The 14981-nt window shown below is 58.6% G+C and carries 10 protein-coding genes; 4 read left to right on the top strand and 6 right to left on the bottom strand.

Annotation, left to right across the window (positions count from 1 at the left end; translation table 11 throughout):
• From DM08_RS11720 to DM08_RS11695, 6 genes are all read right to left on the bottom strand, one after another.
• Positions 1-3533 (bottom strand): CotH kinase family protein (locus tag DM08_RS11720; RefSeq protein ID WP_237560287.1); only part of this gene is annotated, 3533 nt, incomplete at its 3' end.
• Between the two features lie 332 nt (positions 3534-3865).
• Complete coding sequence (gene bcsZ / locus DM08_RS11710; RefSeq protein WP_035384912.1) at positions 3866-4978, bottom strand: cellulose synthase complex periplasmic endoglucanase BcsZ; 1113 nt, start codon at positions 4976-4978, stop codon at positions 3866-3868.
• A 9-nt stretch (positions 4979-4987) separates the two neighbouring features.
• Positions 4988-7837, bottom strand: coding sequence for a cellulose biosynthesis cyclic di-GMP-binding regulatory protein BcsB (locus DM08_RS12415; protein ID WP_161780296.1), 2850 nt, complete (start codon positions 7835-7837; stop codon positions 4988-4990).
• Positions 7838-8005: 168 nt separating this feature from the next.
• Entirely contained in the window at positions 8006-10141 is a 2136-nt protein-coding gene (gene bcsA, locus DM08_RS11705) for a UDP-forming cellulose synthase catalytic subunit (protein WP_051938215.1), read from the bottom strand.
• A 226-nt stretch (positions 10142-10367) separates the two neighbouring features.
• Positions 10368-12182, bottom strand: coding sequence for an excinuclease ABC subunit UvrC (uvrC, locus tag DM08_RS11700; RefSeq protein WP_035384850.1), 1815 nt, complete (start codon positions 12180-12182; stop codon positions 10368-10370).
• A gap of 45 nt (positions 12183-12227) precedes the next feature.
• Positions 12228-12470 carry a VF530 family protein gene (locus DM08_RS11695; RefSeq protein ID WP_051938213.1) on the bottom strand — a complete coding sequence of 81 codons (243 nt, stop codon included), beginning with the start codon at positions 12468-12470 and terminating at the stop codon, positions 12228-12230.
• A 69-nt stretch (positions 12471-12539) separates the two neighbouring features.
• On the opposite strand from DM08_RS11695, the gene DM08_RS11690 reads away from it, so the two are divergent.
• The 4 genes from DM08_RS11690 to DM08_RS11675 form a co-directional block, all read left to right on the top strand.
• Complete coding sequence (locus DM08_RS11690; protein ID WP_035384849.1) at positions 12540-13238, top strand: rRNA pseudouridine synthase; 699 nt, start codon at positions 12540-12542, stop codon at positions 13236-13238.
• Positions 13238-14107: a PA4780 family RIO1-like protein kinase gene (locus tag DM08_RS11685; protein ID WP_035384848.1), complete on the top strand. Its 870-nt coding sequence runs from the start codon at positions 13238-13240 to the stop codon at positions 14105-14107. The genes DM08_RS11690 and DM08_RS11685 overlap by 1 nt, the downstream gene beginning before the upstream one ends.
• A gap of 1 nt (position 14108) precedes the next feature.
• Positions 14109-14639, top strand: a complete 531-nt coding sequence (locus tag DM08_RS11680; RefSeq protein ID WP_035384847.1) for a YgjP-like metallopeptidase domain-containing protein — start codon at positions 14109-14111, stop codon at positions 14637-14639.
• Between the two features lie 110 nt (positions 14640-14749).
• The coding region (locus DM08_RS11675) for a transposase (RefSeq protein WP_035384846.1) at positions 14750-14981 on the top strand (232 nt) is incomplete at its 3' end.

Here is a 14981-nt window from a genome sequence, read left to right as displayed (position 1 = left end):
TCGACAGGCTTGGCCGCTTCGACAGGCTTGGCCGCTTCGACAGGCTTGGCCGCTTCGACAGGTTGCGCGGCCTCGACCTCTAATGCCACACCTGGTTTGACCAAGGGGTTAAGCCTGGATGAGTCGATGGTCACGCGCTGCGGCTCTTTGACACAAGCAACGAACTTCACCTTGGTATTTTCCGGAATCAACAGGCTCTCTGTCGCCAAAGTCTTGGAGACCGGATTGGTGCGGGTAGGCAGTTCGCGCCAGTCCGCCCCTGAATTCATCCAGAGTTTGAGTTTGCGCTGATCTCCGACTGCCTCACCCACTTCGGTGTTCTTATAGTTCTCCTGCTGATATTCCAGGGTCAGGTCGGCCACCAAGCGGTTGGGTGCAACCGTCCTTGATGTCAGCATCCAGGTGCGCTTCACACATTGCTCGGCGGGCAGGCCATCAGGCAACTCAGACGGTACCTGGAAACCCAAGGTATCCGCGAAGATGGTCGAAGGCTTCTCCAGCGCCTTGACCTTGATGACCGCAGCCAACTTGCCGCTCATCTCGTCGACCAAAGGAACCTGATAGCTGGGCTTGTAAGCTGTCCAGTGAGCCTTCAACGCGGTAGGCACCAGCAAGGGCGGTGCCGAGTTCGGCAGTTCAAGGTTGTAGATGAACTTCCACTGCGAATCATCCCCCACCACGAACGACCTCAGGAACGAGCCGTGTGCCAAACCAAAATACTTTAGGGCATCTACATGCTCGTCGTAATCGAGCTGCCGACTCTCGGAGAACGGATCGCTCTCTGCATCCTGCCGGGTGGCCAAGCGAAGCGCATTCACCCGTGCGGCGATACGATCAGGCGCGAACCAGCCGAAAGTATCCCTGTTGCCATCGGTCTCAAGGCCAAGCAAATGTCGCAACTTGGACTTGAGGCGACTGAGGACTACCGGATTTTCGAGCATCTTCTGCTTCAACACCGAATCCGAGCCGACCTCGGGACCGTAGTAGTAGGAGTAGTTGTCGTTAAATGCCGAGTAGGGGAACACGAAATAAGGGTCGTAGGTCCGACCAAAGGTCAGATCCAGATCCCATGGCATGATCGTCCACTTGTCATTTTGCTGACTGTGGTAGATGAAGTAGTTCTTCTTGTAGGTATCACCGTTCTGAAGCAGGCCATTGAGCGCGATCCAGTTCACCAGCTTTTCAGACTCGAAGTTCGTATCGATGAACTTGTTGAATTCCGCCGACTTGGCCTCTTCGATCCCGGTAACGAGTTTATTCAACCGGGAGTAATCCGTGTCCTTCGGGGAGACTTTCAAATAACAGTCACCAATCTTCATCGACTCTGCCGAAAGATTGCCGCAGACCTTGAGCGCGTTCTCGTTAGGCTCGAACAACTCACCCTCGCCACCGCCGGCACCTGCACGGGCGAATTGCTCGGCCCCCACCCACTCGGTGAACATGAACAGGCCCGAGTACTTGTCGTTGATATACAGGCGAACATAATGCGTCTTCGGGGCTGGCAAACCCAAAGCGCGCGCAAGATCCCAGGACAGCCATTCCCGCATGACGCTGGGATCGGTGGCCATCGAATTCAGGGATATCTTGCGTTGACCGTTCCAGTCGCCCTGAGCGTTGCTGTCCAGATTGATGGCCAGGGATTTCTTGATGAACTTACGTGTAGATTTACCCTTGACGGCGACCCTGCCAGACAAACGGACCCCATCCACCAGCACCGTCACCGGGAAGCTTGATTCATCGACGGTCTGCTTATAGAATAAGATCTTGGCCTCAAGCGGCTTCATCTCGATCCGCAAGTCATCGAACTTCAGCGCCTCCTGCTGCACCTGCCCGCGCGAATCCGCCATTTCCACTTTGCTATCGGGCAACATGGCATCCAGATCGTATCCCACATACTCCGCAGCATTGACGTTACCGATATCCGCAGGCAACTCCTGTGCTTCGGTCAACGCCACAACCTGCTGGGCGATCTTTTCCGCCTCGTCGTATTGCCGATTCAACTGCAGCAACTTGACCTTGGTCTGAAGCAGGTCGATGTCCTCCGGATACTCGGCCTGCAAGGCGTCGAACTCCCTGATCAGATCGGGCAAACGGTGTGCGTCACGATGCTCATCCGAACGCCTGATAGCGCGCAACACCCGGATGCGTCCGAAGTCGCGCTTCTGTATCTCGGTCATGTCCGGATAATCCGGGCGTGCCATGATGGCTACGATCTCCCGATCCAGTTTCTCACCTTGCTTGGTACTCAACAGATAACCGGAGTACATCACCTCCAGCCCTATGTTGAGCGGACGATTATGCTCCAGCAGGCTTGCCGCGAGATCGCTACGACCGATATAGGCCCATGCCTGAGCCACGGCTGTGACCAACTCTTCTTGGCCGGTGACGGTGGGCGCAAGCGCGGAGATCTTGTCCCGGGCCACATCCTTCTTGCCCTGATCGAACAGAGTCTTGGCATTTTCAAGTTCGAGGTGGACATCCAGACGATGATGCAAGCGCTTCATCTCTTCCGTGCGTTCCTTGGCCGGAATCTTATTCAGGCTGTTATAGCCGTCTTCCCACAGACCCACCTCGGAGAAATAAAGCGCCGATGCGAATCTTGCATCCGCCGAGGTCATCCGGGACAACTTGCCGCTGGCTGTCTCGGCTGCAGAAAGGTTACCGGCCTTCCAGTGCAGATGAGCCTGAGCGAAGATGGGCCAGGCATCCACCGGATTGATCGCCTCTGCCCGCTTATACAGATCGAGAGCCTCATCCAGCTTGCCAGCGGCTTCAGCTTGCTGGCCCATACGCAGATAGATACTGGAGCGCAACACTTTGGACGATGCCGTACCGGGCAACAGCTGGTCGTGGCGGTCCAGCAGTTTCAGCGCCTCTTTGAAGTTCTTCCGATCAGCGGATATCTTGGCCAATCCGACCAAAGCCTCCGGATAGTCGTTATAAAGCGTCAATACCTTGCGGTATACATCCTCAGCCTCGCGCGCACGGCCCTGCTCCAGCAACACATCGGCCAGCGCTGACGGTGCTTCCGGCATAAAGGGGGCCAGCTCCATCGCCTGACGCAACTGCTGCTCGGCTTCCTTCAGGCGTTTCTGCTCGTGCGCCCTACTGCCGGAATCGAGCAAAGTGTAATACTTGGCATCGACATCCCCGTACTGGGTGCTGGTCTGTCCTCGCGCGTAATCCCGCATGATGCCGGCTTCGACCAGCAACTTGACGGTCGGACTCTGTGGGTTAACTTCCTTGAGTCGCTTGAGATATTGGTTAGCCAGATCGCGCTGCCCGGATTTCGTGTAATAGGATGCCAAACCAGACAAGGCCTCTTCTTGCTTCGGGTCGCTGATCAGGACACGCTGCCAAGCACTCACCGACAAGCCCATCTGCCCCGTGCGCTGCCAATAACGCGCACGCTCCAGCAAGGTCTCCATCGCGCCCTTGTCAGAGGTCGCTGCACGAGCAGGGGCGGGTGCGGGAGTCGCAGTTGCGACACTCGGGGCCGCCTTCTCCGGCTCTGCCTTTGCTTTCACTGGCACAGAAGAGCCTGACGCTGTACGTTCTGCTATCGCAGACGGCCTAGATGGCTCATCGGCCACAGGGGGTTTGACGGCAGGGGGATTGGCCGCATCGGCGGCTCCCGCGCTAGCAGTTGGGGATGACGAGACGGTCTTGCTCGGTTTGGGCTGAGAAATGCTGCCGACAGGCTTGCTCTCCTTACTCTTCTCGGCAGCGAGTGGCTTGGAGGGAGCAAGCGGCCTTGATTCCGCGATCGCCGGCACATCGCCAGGGGTCGCCATCACATCTTCGGCGAAGCACGGTGCGTCGACAGCACCAACCAGCAGCAACGAGATAATTCCGGATATTTTTTTTAATTTGAACATAGCTTGCTCACTCTAGTAGACAAACTGCCATCACGATGAAACTGGAAACGCCCGTCCACCCATCCATAGCCGAACAACTTCAACACAGAACTGTAATACTGGTTCGTGGGGACTATCTTGGGGACTTGCGTGTCCTTGTGTTTGTATAGTACCCAACGATACGGGGCCAGCGCCCCGACAAAACCGTCCGGAGCCACGCCTTCATTGGCTCCTCCTTGCGTGGAAATCCGTTCAGGCAGCTTACCCGCATCGGGACGGAACTGACTGATCGCTCCCATCTGAGGCTGAAGTTGCTTGAAAGCAGGATCCGCCTGATCCAGCATCGCCCACCACAGATAGACGCGGATCGCCTCATAGCTGCTGAACCGCCCCATCTCGGAATCCGGAGCATACCCCTTGGCCACTGAGTATGACACCCAATCGGGAATCACACCGTTGCGAGCGACCTCTTGCAGCATCTGCAGGGTATTAGTCGTCACATCCCCCCACGGCCCCGCCGGGCTAGCCTTGGAAAAGTAGCGCAACACCTGTATCGGCAAGTAGCTGGGATTCAAGCGCCAATTCGACGAACTCAGGGCATATCCATAAGGCGCTGGCAACAACATCCAGCCGATACCAGGCATATCTGCCAACTCCCGATGTTCCATATTGGCCAGCATCTGGAACGCCGCTTTGCGATAAGGCGCCGACTTCCAGATGTCGCCTGCCTGGAACAGACTGTACGCTATCCATACGTCAGCATCGCTCGCCGAGTTATAGTCAAGTGCCTTCCATGTCCCGGACTGCTCGTCCTTACCCCATTTCCATGCCGGCAAGAAAGTCTTCACATCGCCGCGCATCAGGTTGTTCACGGTCCAGCGATAGATCAGGTCAAACTGCTCCTTGTCGTTGGCGACCAGTGCAAAGAACAAGGCGTAGGCTTGCCCTTCCGAGGTCGTGATGGCCTTGCCTTCGAAGTCGTCGATGACCCGGCCATCGGCCTGAATATAGTTCCTCTTGAACTCGCTCCAGAGGAACCAAGGGTTCCTGCACGCATCAGCAGCGGAAGCAACCGGCGACAACACCATCAACGCGATCACAGTGACAAGTACGCGCCACATACGCCCCACCTATCGTCCCAGGCGCGCATCCGCCCGATTTTTCAGGCGATTGAACAACACCTCAGGCGCCAACATGACCAGCACGAAGATCAGTAGGAAAGCGACCCAAGGATTATGCAACGCCAGACGTTGGAGTCGCTCCTTGACGGACATATAGCCGATCGAATAGGTCGGAGCCACGCGATAGGACTTAACGGTTTCCTTCTGCACATCGACCAAAGCCACATCGCCCGAAAAGTTGTTCGCACGATCGAAGGTCGCCAACATCTGTGCCGCATCGCGCAGATCGTCCTCCGTACCCGCCGTCAGCAGGACCACACTGCGCTTCTTCTGCAACGGCGACTCGAAGGATGCGACGAACGCCGGCGTATGCTCGCGTTCCTTGAGGTCAAAGGAGACATTGGCCCAAGCACCTAGCCGATCTGAATAGCCCTTACCATCCTCAGTGAACAGCTGCCAGGAACCGAACAGGTTGACCGGCCATGGGAACGGCTGCAGATAACCTCTTGGATTTACCGGGATACGGTACTTCCATTCCTGCAACAAGGCATCCAGATGGGTCGTGGTGCCCACGACCAGAATGTCCCGGTCCGCGAACTGGGCAGCCTCGCGGATCGAGGAGACAGCCAGCCCGGTCGCCGGATAGCCCGTCTTCTCGCCGATGTGACCAAGCACGGTAAGCAGGCTGCTGATCTCGCGCTCGCTGAACTGATCCGGCACCAGGACCACCGTACTCGAAAGATCGGCCCGACTGCTGAACGGATACCCGGTGTAGGCCATGTACGACAGGTTTGGCAACTCGACATACTGCGGCAGTGCGGAAACGTCCAGCGACGAGGTCGGATCAATCCTCACCTCATCGTAAACGATGCCGTCGACGGCACATTGCGTCTTTCCGGTCTCAGTGAACACGAAGTTGAACGTCAGATTGTCCTTACCCGTCATCTTCGCGGCAGGAACCGAGAACACGGTCTGAACCGCCACCATGCCCTGCGTCTCTGTGGTCTTGATCGGGATGGAGTCGAATTTTTCTCCGTTTAGCAGCGCTTCGATCGTGGTCAGCTTCCTGCTACCGTTCGAGGCCTGCAATTTGAGTGTCACGGGGATGGACTGCTCCTCGGTGCTGAACAGATTGAACGGCAACCTGACATCCAGCTGCAAAGGCGTAACGAAGACCCCTTTACTGTTCAGCTGATCGACGGGCAGCAGATCACCGATCATCACTTTTTTGTTGGTGGGCAACCAGTTGGGAGCATCATTCAAGGCCCGCTGTGGCGCGATCTCGCGATTAACCACGGAAACCCTAGAGCCCTCCAGCATCAATTTGCCCAACACCAGTGCGTTCACCGCATCGACCACATCCTTATCGGTCTTCCCGACGATCAGCAACAGGCGCGAATTCACCGGATTGGTCGGATTGTCCACCATCGAAACCTGCGCGAACCCGTCGAAGTTGGTAGGCAAGTCGATACCTTCGATATGCTCATCGACCGTCGCCAGCACGATAGAGTCATAGCCCGGTATCGCCCCCAGCTTGGTAGAGAAGTTCGTACCACGCCAAGCGGCAAGATTGCCGAACCACGAAGCCAGCACGCCCGCCGCCTTGATGGTTCGATCGCTAGGCTTGCCGGAAAAGACAAAGGGGATCTTGATTGGCTGCGTCTCATGCTTGTCGAAGAACGGCATCGGGAACAGTGCCAGATCGTTGGTCAAGGGCAAAGTGAAGGATTCCGCATCGATCTCGCTGAAGCGATGATAGACACGCACCCACTTCTCGGTCGAGCGCGGGTCGTCACATGGATCGTCCTTCAAGTGCGAGGCCACGTAGAAAGACAGATGGTTCCACTCGGACAGCAACGTCGGGTCGACCTCGATGGTACGGAACGATCCGGCAGCGCCTTCCGCATCCAGCGGGAAATTACCGACCTCTTTTCCATTGACCGACACGACCAATTTGCTGGTCTTCGGATCAAGTTTCGAGGAATAGTCGTACTTCAACCGCAAATGCAGTTTCTTGACGATATCCAGCGTATGAAACGAGAAATCGACGGACGCACTGGCCTCATCACCCAACAACTTGATCGGCTTGGACAGCCCCAGACTCTTGAGGCTCAATACCTCTTTACGCGCTTCCGGCGCAGACGATACAGGAGCAGCAGCCTGGCTCGCCGGAGAAGCTGCAACCACCTTGGGTACTACCGGGGCTGGAGCAGCTGCCACACTCTTGGGTGGTACCGGAGCCGGAGTAACTGCCACACTCTTGGGTGCCATCGGAGCCGGAGTGACTACCACGCTCTTGGGTGCCACTGGAGCCGGAGTAACTGCCACGCTCTTGGGTGCTGCCGGAGCCGGAGTAACTGCCACGCTCTTGGGTGCAACCGGAGCCGGAGTAACTGCCACGCTCTTGGGTGCTGCCGGAGCTGGAGTAACTGCCACGCTCTTGGGCGCTACCGGAGCCGGAGTAACTGCCACGCTCTTGGGTGCTGCCGGAGCTGGAGTAACTGCCACACTCTTGGGTGCCACCGGAGCCGGAGTAACTGCCACACTCTTGGGTGCTGCCGGAGCTGGGGAAGGCTGAGGCACGACCTTGACGGGCTGCTCAGCTGCTGCCTTGTTGAGTGGCGCGACGGACTGTGGTGCTGGCTCGACCACTTTCTTGGTCGGCTGGTCGGCCACCGTAACCTTAGGCGCGGCTTTCACAGGTACGGGAGCTTTAACTTGAGGCTGCGATTGCGCCGCCACAGGAGCTGGCGCCTCGACCACAGCCTTTTTGCCACCGACACCAGAATCGGCTGGTTTAGCCGCCGAAGGTGTCACCGGCTTGCTCTTGACCACGACAGGGGCCGATGGACGCGCCACGGGCATACTCGGTGCCAAGCTACCCTCCCCAGCGGATGCCCCTTGCTCAACGGGGTCCGGCACAGCAAAAGTGGTTCCAGCCTGCGTGAACGCCAGCAATGAAACCAGGGATAGATGTAGTATTTTGTTCATTCTATTCACTCTACATATGAGTAATATGTGTGTGGCCTAACCCTTATGGGCCGAAGACAACAACCGCTCAAAACCAAGCTCACTAAACCGCAACAGCTCACGGAAGCCGTGCAGCGGGTGATCCAGATCCACTTCTTCCAACCAATTCTCCCAAGCGTTGGCTCTGGAAAAGGTCGCCGAGATCAACTTGCGTTCGGTCTCGACCGGCATACTCGTGAAGCGCAACCTGAGCGACCTGTCGACGACACCGACCACCTCAACCGGGAAGGCGTGAGCGGTACCATCCCGATCCAGCGTCAACACAAGCGTATCCCCCCTCTTCAGATGGGTAGGCTCGGGCAATTCGACCGACACACCGCCGATCGAGAAATCCTGCGTGAAGCACGATATGGTGCGTCCAGGCAGAACGACCCCAGCAGGAATCGCGGCACGTACGCGGCTCGCATTACGCACCTGCTTGGTCTCCAGTGCGACAGCAATGGTGGCACCGATCATCACTAGGTTATAGATCGCCCAGCCCACGTTCATCGCCGCCGTGTCCCATTCATAGGTGTTCCACCAGAACATGCGGGCCAAACCAACGATCAGGCCGCACAGGTCAAGAATGAACAGCACCACATAGGGAATGGATATCTTCCAGTCGAAATATTCCTCTTCGACCCGACCACCCTTGGCGGTCACATTGAACGTCCCCAATTTCGGGCTCACCAGAGCGATCAGGGTCGGCCACATGATGTACCAAGCCAGAGTCGTCTCGTACACTTCGTTCCAGAACGAGTGCCGGTTCTGTTGCTGCATACGAGAGTTGGCGATCGACGACATGATCAGGTGGGGCAAGGCAAATACTGCGATCATGCCCGCCGGCGCATCGATCACGTGCACCTCCAGGAACAGGTACGCCAAAGGCGAAGTCATGAAGAAGAAACGCGGGAATCCATACAGGAAGTGCAGGATGGCGTTGGCGTAACAGAGGCGCTGCATGAACGACAGGCCGCGCTTGAAGAAAGGATTGTCGATGCGGAATATCTGTACCATACCCCTCGCCCAGCGCATCCGCTGTTTGATATGGGCACTCAAGGACTCGGTCGCCAGACCACCCGCCAGAGGGGTGTTCAGATAAGCCGAGTTATAGCCTTTGGCATGAAGATTGATCGAGGTGTGCGCATCTTCGGTCACCGTATCGATGGCGATGCCGCCGATCTCGTCCAGCGCCGAACGTTTCAGAACGGCACACGAACCACAGAAATACGCAGAGTTCCACAGGTCGTTACCATCCTGCACCAGGCCATAGAACAAAGCGCCCTCATTGGGGATCTTGCGGAACGTACCCAGATTGCGCTCGAACGGGTCAGCCGAGAAGAAATGGTGCGGAGTCTGGACCAGCGCCAGCTTGGGGTCGGTAAGGAACCCTCCCATCGTCTCCGTCAAGAACGAACGCACGGGAATATGGTCGCAATCGAAGATCACGACATACTGGCCCATGGCCTGCTTCAGCGCGTTGTTGATGTTACCGGCCTTGGCGTAGACATTGTCTTCCCGGGCGATGTAGTTGACCCCGGCCTCACTGGCGAAGGAACGGAACTCCTCCCGATGTCCATCGTCCAGCAGATATATCTTCAGCTTGCCTGCTGGCCAGTCCATCACCTGCGCCGCGAGCACCGATGCCTTGACCACTTCCAGCGGTTCGTTATACGTAGGTATCAACACATCGACCGTAGGCCACAATGCCTGATCCGCCGGGAGCGGCTCAGAGTGCCGGCGCAAAGGCCAGATGGTCTGCAAGAACCCCAGCCCCAACACGACCCACGCATAGACTTCAGCAAGCAGCAAACCTATGCTGAACACACCATCCAGCAACGTGGTCACATTCAGCGTCTCCGTCGCGCGCCAATAAAGATAGCGCGTAGACATGAGCACGGACACCCCGACCAGAAGCAAGGTGATGAACGAGCCAGCATAACTACGGATATACAGGACGAAGACAAAAACCAGCAGACCGAAGATCAACTGCTCGATACCATCCAGCGGCATGATCACCAGCCAGCCAGCGACCACCAATCCGACCAGAGTCACCAACCAGCGGATGGTACGAAAACGCCAGCCAGACCAATTCGTCAACAGCTCCAACAGTTTGTTGGGAACCCCCCAGAGATAGCGACCTGTCCGTTCCATGATTTTTACTTTCCTGATTTATTCTGTAGTCGGAAATGAAGCCCAGCATTCCAGTAATGCTTTTGGCCGCATTCTCTAGAGCTATCCCCCTAGTGTCAAGCACTAGATTGGCCTATATCTTTTTACCTATATCCTTAACCTGATCTCCCTGTCATCGCACTGCCGACACCACACCCAACGAAAAGCCCCTTGCCGCTTGTCATGAATCAATAAATAGTCAACTAACTCATGAAGTTAGACAGCCATGTATCTTGATCGCTAAGGCAAGACTGATCCCCTCGACCTGCATCAACTCCTCAACACTCGCCTGCTCCACCCCACGCAAGCCACCAAACCGCGCCAACAGGTTTCGCCGTCGCTTCTCGCCCACCCCCTCGATCTCTTCCAGCTTCGAAGCCATGCGAACCTTGGCCCGCTTCGCACGATGCCCGCCAATAGCGAAGCGGTGCGCCTCGTCACGCACCTGCTGGATGAGGTGCAAAGCCGGACTGTCCGGCGGCAGGTGCAAAGGTTCGGCGACATCAGGCCGGATCAGCTGTTCCAGCCCCGCCTTGCGCTCCACGCCCTTGGCCACGCCCACCAGCGCGATGTCGGACAGACCCAGTTCCGCCATCACTTCCACCGCCATGCTCAACTGCCCGGCTCCGCCGTCGATCAGGATCAGGTCGGGGCGCTTGCCCTCGCCCGCCTGCAGTTTCTGATAGCGCCGCGTCACCGCCTGCCGCATCGCAGCATAATCGTCGCCGGGCGTGATGCCCGTGATGCTGTAGCGGCGATATTCGTTGTTGCGCATGGCCAGATTGTCGTACACCACGCACGATGCCACCGTCGCCTCACCCATGGTGTGGCTGATGTCGAAGCACTCGATGCGCGCCAACTGCTCCAAACCCAACACTTCGCGCAGCGCTCCCACACGCGCCTGCTGCCCGGCCTGCAAACCCGCCTGCTGCTGCAAGGCCAGTTGCGCGTTCTTCTCCGCCATCTCCAGCCACTGCCGCCGCTCGCCGTTGACCTGATGACGGATGGCGACCTTGTGGCCGGACTGCTCGCCCAGCAACTCCTCCAGCGCCGCCGTCTCCAGCGCCACGTTGACCAGCACCAGCGGCGGCACGCTGCGCTCCAAATAATGCTGCGCCAGAAACGCCTCCAGCACCTCGTCCGGCACTTGCCCGTCCGCGTTCTGCGGGAAGAAATGCTTGTCGCCCAGATGCCGCCCGCCGCGCACCATGGCCAGCGCCACGCAGGTCGCACCGTCCAGCGTCGCCACCGCCACGATGTCGGCATCGGTGCTGCCGCTGCTTTCCACGAACTGCTTTTGCTGCACCGCGCGCAGCGCCTGCAACTGGTCGCGCAGCGCTGCCGCCTGCTCGAATTCCAGCGCCTCGGCGGCCCGTTCCATGCGCTCGCGCAGCTGCGCCTCCACCTCGCCCTGTTTGCCCAGCAACAACAGCGACGCATTGCGGATGTCGGCAGCATAGTCCGCTTCCGAGATCAGCCCCACACACGGCGCAGTGCAGCGCTGGATCTGGTGCAGCAAGCAAGGCCGGGCACGGTTGTTGAACACACTGTCCTCGCAGGTGCGGATGCGGAACACCTTCTGCAACAGCGCGATGCTCTCCTTCGCCGCCGTGGCGTTGGGATAGGGGCCGAAATGCTGGTTCTGTCGATCAGGTGTACCGCGATAGTAGGCGATGCGGGGAAACTCATGCCCGGACAGGACGATGTAGGGATAGGTCTTGTCGTCGCGAAACAGGATGTTGTAGCGCGGCTTGAGCGACTTGATGAGGTTGTTCTCCAGCAGCAGCGCCTCAGCCTCCGAGCGCGTCACCGTCACCTCGATGTTGGCGATGTGCGACACCATCAGCCGGATGCGCGGCGAGTTGTTGGTCTTCTGGAAATACGAGCTGACGCGCTTCTTAAGCTGGTTGGCCTTGCCGACGTAGAGCACCTGCCCGTTGGCATCCAGCATGCGGTACACACCGGGCAACAGCGGCAGATGGGCCAGGATGGGTTTGGGATCGAACGGAGCGTCGGCTGTCATGCTTGATCCCCGCCGTGGCCGGACAATGGCTCGTGCATCACCACCTCACTGCGCAGGCCAGTAGCGCGCCTCGTGCAGATACAACTGCTCGACCTTGGCGCGCGCCCACGGTGTACGGCGCAGGAACTTCAGGCTGGATTTGATGCTGGGATCGTGGCTGAAACAGCGGATCGGCACTTCGGCAGCCATCGCCTCCCAGCCCAAGCGCTCGGCCAGCAGGGTGACGATGGTTTCCAGAGTGATGCCGTCCAGCGTCGGCGCACGCACGGGTTTCGAGATGGGATCCATGGCCGCATTTTACAGAGGATGGCTCGACTTGAGCGTTTACAATGCGGCACCTGTTGACCGAGCCCCCTCATGACTGATTCCGTTAGACTGGCCAAACGCCTGGCCGCACTCCACGCCTGCTCGCGCCGCGCCGCCGAGCTGTACATCACCGGCGGATGGGTGTCGGTCGACGGGCACGTGGTGGAAGAGCCGCAGTTCATGGTGGAGGCGGCGCAGCAGGTGGAATTGCATCCGGACGCGACACTCACCCCGCTGCCCCCCGCGACCCTCCTGCTGCACCACCCCGCCGACGCGGATGCAGCAATACGCGCCGAAACGCGCATGGCGGACGACCCATCCGGCATCCGCACGCTCAAGCAGCATTTCGTCAAACTGACGCAATATCTTCCGCTGCAGGCAGGAGCCAGCGGTTTGACGGTGTACACCCAGGATTGGAAAGTGGCGCGCAAGCTGGGCGATGACGCTGCCACGCTGGAACAGGAATACGTCGTCGAAGTCACCGGCGAGCTGGTCGAGGACGGCATGAAGCGGCTAAACCAGGGCGAGGCCACCCACGGCAAGCCGCCGACCACGATCAAGGTGAGCTGGCAGAACGAGACCCGGCTGCGCTTCGCCCTCAAGAACCCGCAACCCGGCCAGATCGCCCGCCTGTGCCTGAGCGTCGGACTGCAAGTCGTGTCCATGAAACGCCTGCGCATCGGGCGGCTGGCCATGGGCAAGATCCCGCCGGGGCAATGGCGCTATCTGGCCGGCTACGAACGCTTCTGATGAAAACGCCCAAACGCATCGCCCCGCTGGTCGAAGACGGCCTGGTCGACGAAGTGCTGCGCCAACTGATGAGCGGCAAAGAGGCCACGGTGTACGTGGTGCGTTGCGGCGACGAGGTGCGCTGCGCCAAAGTCTATAAGGAAGCGAACAAACGCGCCTTCCGCCAGAGCGTGGACTACACCGAAGGCCGCAAAGTGAAGAATAGCCGCCGCGCCCGCGCCATGGAGAAAGGCACGAACTACGGCCGCAAAGCGCAGGAAGAGGCCTGGCAGAACGCCGAAGTGGACGCACTGTACCGCCTCGCCGCTGCTGGCGTGCGCGTGCCCAGGCCGTACACCTTCCACGAAGGCGTGCTGCTGATGGAACTGGTGACGGATGCCGAGGGCAACGCCGCGCCACGTCTCAACGATCTGGCGTTCACCACCGCAGTCGCGCTCGACTACCACCGCCAGCTTATCGCCCAAGTGGTGCGCATGTTGTGCGCCGGGGTCGTGCATGGCGACCTGTCCGAATTCAACGTGCTGGTGGATGCCGCAGGCCCCGTCATCATCGACCTGCCGCAAGCCATCGATGCCGCCGCCAACAACCACGCCCAGTTCATGCTGTTGCGCGACGTGGAGAACCTCGCCAACTATTTCGGCCAGTACGCACCGGAACTGCTCGCCACCGACTACGGCAACGAGATTTGGGCGCTGTACGCCAGTGGCGAACTCAGCACCGAAAGCACGCTGACCGGCACCTTCCAGCATGACGAGAAGCCGGTCGACCTGAACAGCGTAATGCGCGAGATCAACGACACGCTCAAGGAAGAAGAAGCGCGCCAGCGAGCACGCGCGTTGCGCGCACAGGAAGAGCGCTTCCAGCCCTGAAATGCGCCCCCACGCCACACCCAACTACCTTACCGGCTATCCTGCTGCGCTGATCGAGCAAGTCCACCAGCTCATTGCGCAGGAAAAACTGGCACCGTGGCTGCTCGCAAAATACCCGCAAGCGCACGCCATCCGCACCGACAGCTCACTCTACGACTATGTCCACGAGCTCAAGAACCAGCACCTGCGCAACGCCGGGCAACTCAGCCGCGTCGCCTACGACCCCAAGTTACACATCATCAAGAACGCACTCGGGACGCACACCAACATCTCGCGGGTACAGGGCGGCAAGCTCAAGGCCAAACAGGAGATCAGGATCGCGACACTGTTCCGCCAGATGCCGCAAGAATTCCTGCACATGATCGTGGTGCATGAACTGGCGCACATCAAGCAACGCAACCACGACAAAGCGTTCTACCAACTCTGCCAGCACATGGAACCAGCCTACTCACAACTCGAATTTGAGCTGAGGGCGTATCTGACGTATCTGGATCGAGCCGGTGCAGCGCTGTGGGTGACACCGCCAGCCTAGACACACATCACTCCCTTTCAAAACGCCACGTAATATTAATAGGGGACGTACTGAGCTAACCCGGCTTTAACGGACACTTCAATAGGAGACAATAATGAAGGAGGTGTTCGATGGAAAGCAAGGGAAAAGGCAAGGTAAATCCGGAGAGGCAACGGCAGCGATACAGTGCGGAATTCAAGCGCGAGGCGGTACGGTTGCTGGAATTGGGGCAGAAGCCGGGGACGCAACTAGCGCTGGAACTGGGTGTTGCACGCAACCGGCTCTACAAGTGGCAGGCGCAATTCAAGGCGAATGGTGGCGTATTCCGCGAGCCCGGTCGACCAAAGGTGACGGAAGAGAGCG

This window comes from Ferriphaselus sp. R-1, from assembly GCF_000746095.1.
Lineage (GTDB): Bacteria > Pseudomonadota > Gammaproteobacteria > Burkholderiales > Gallionellaceae > Ferriphaselus.
Note: the sequence above shows the minus strand (reverse complement) of the source record. Positions and strands in the feature narration are given on the sequence as shown.

Bases quoted from the DNA above. Each gene is read 5' to 3' on its own strand.
- bcsZ (WP_035384912.1), bottom strand. From the start codon at position 4,978: ATGTGGCGCGTACTTGTCACTGTGATCGCGTTGATGGTGTTGTCGCCG.
- bcsA (WP_051938215.1), bottom strand. From the start codon at position 10,141: ATGGAACGGACAGGTCGCTATCTCTGGGGGGTTCCCAACAAACTGTTG.
- uvrC (WP_035384850.1), bottom strand. From the start codon at position 12,182: ATGACAGCCGACGCTCCGTTCGATCCCAAACCCATCCTGGCCCATCTG.
- DM08_RS11695 (WP_051938213.1), bottom strand. From the start codon at position 12,470: ATGGATCCCATCTCGAAACCCGTGCGTGCGCCGACGCTGGACGGCATC.
- DM08_RS11690 (WP_035384849.1), top strand. From the start codon at position 12,540: ATGACTGATTCCGTTAGACTGGCCAAACGCCTGGCCGCACTCCACGCC.
- DM08_RS11685 (WP_035384848.1), top strand. From the start codon at position 13,238: ATGAAAACGCCCAAACGCATCGCCCCGCTGGTCGAAGACGGCCTGGTC.
- DM08_RS11680 (WP_035384847.1), top strand. From the start codon at position 14,109: ATGCGCCCCCACGCCACACCCAACTACCTTACCGGCTATCCTGCTGCG.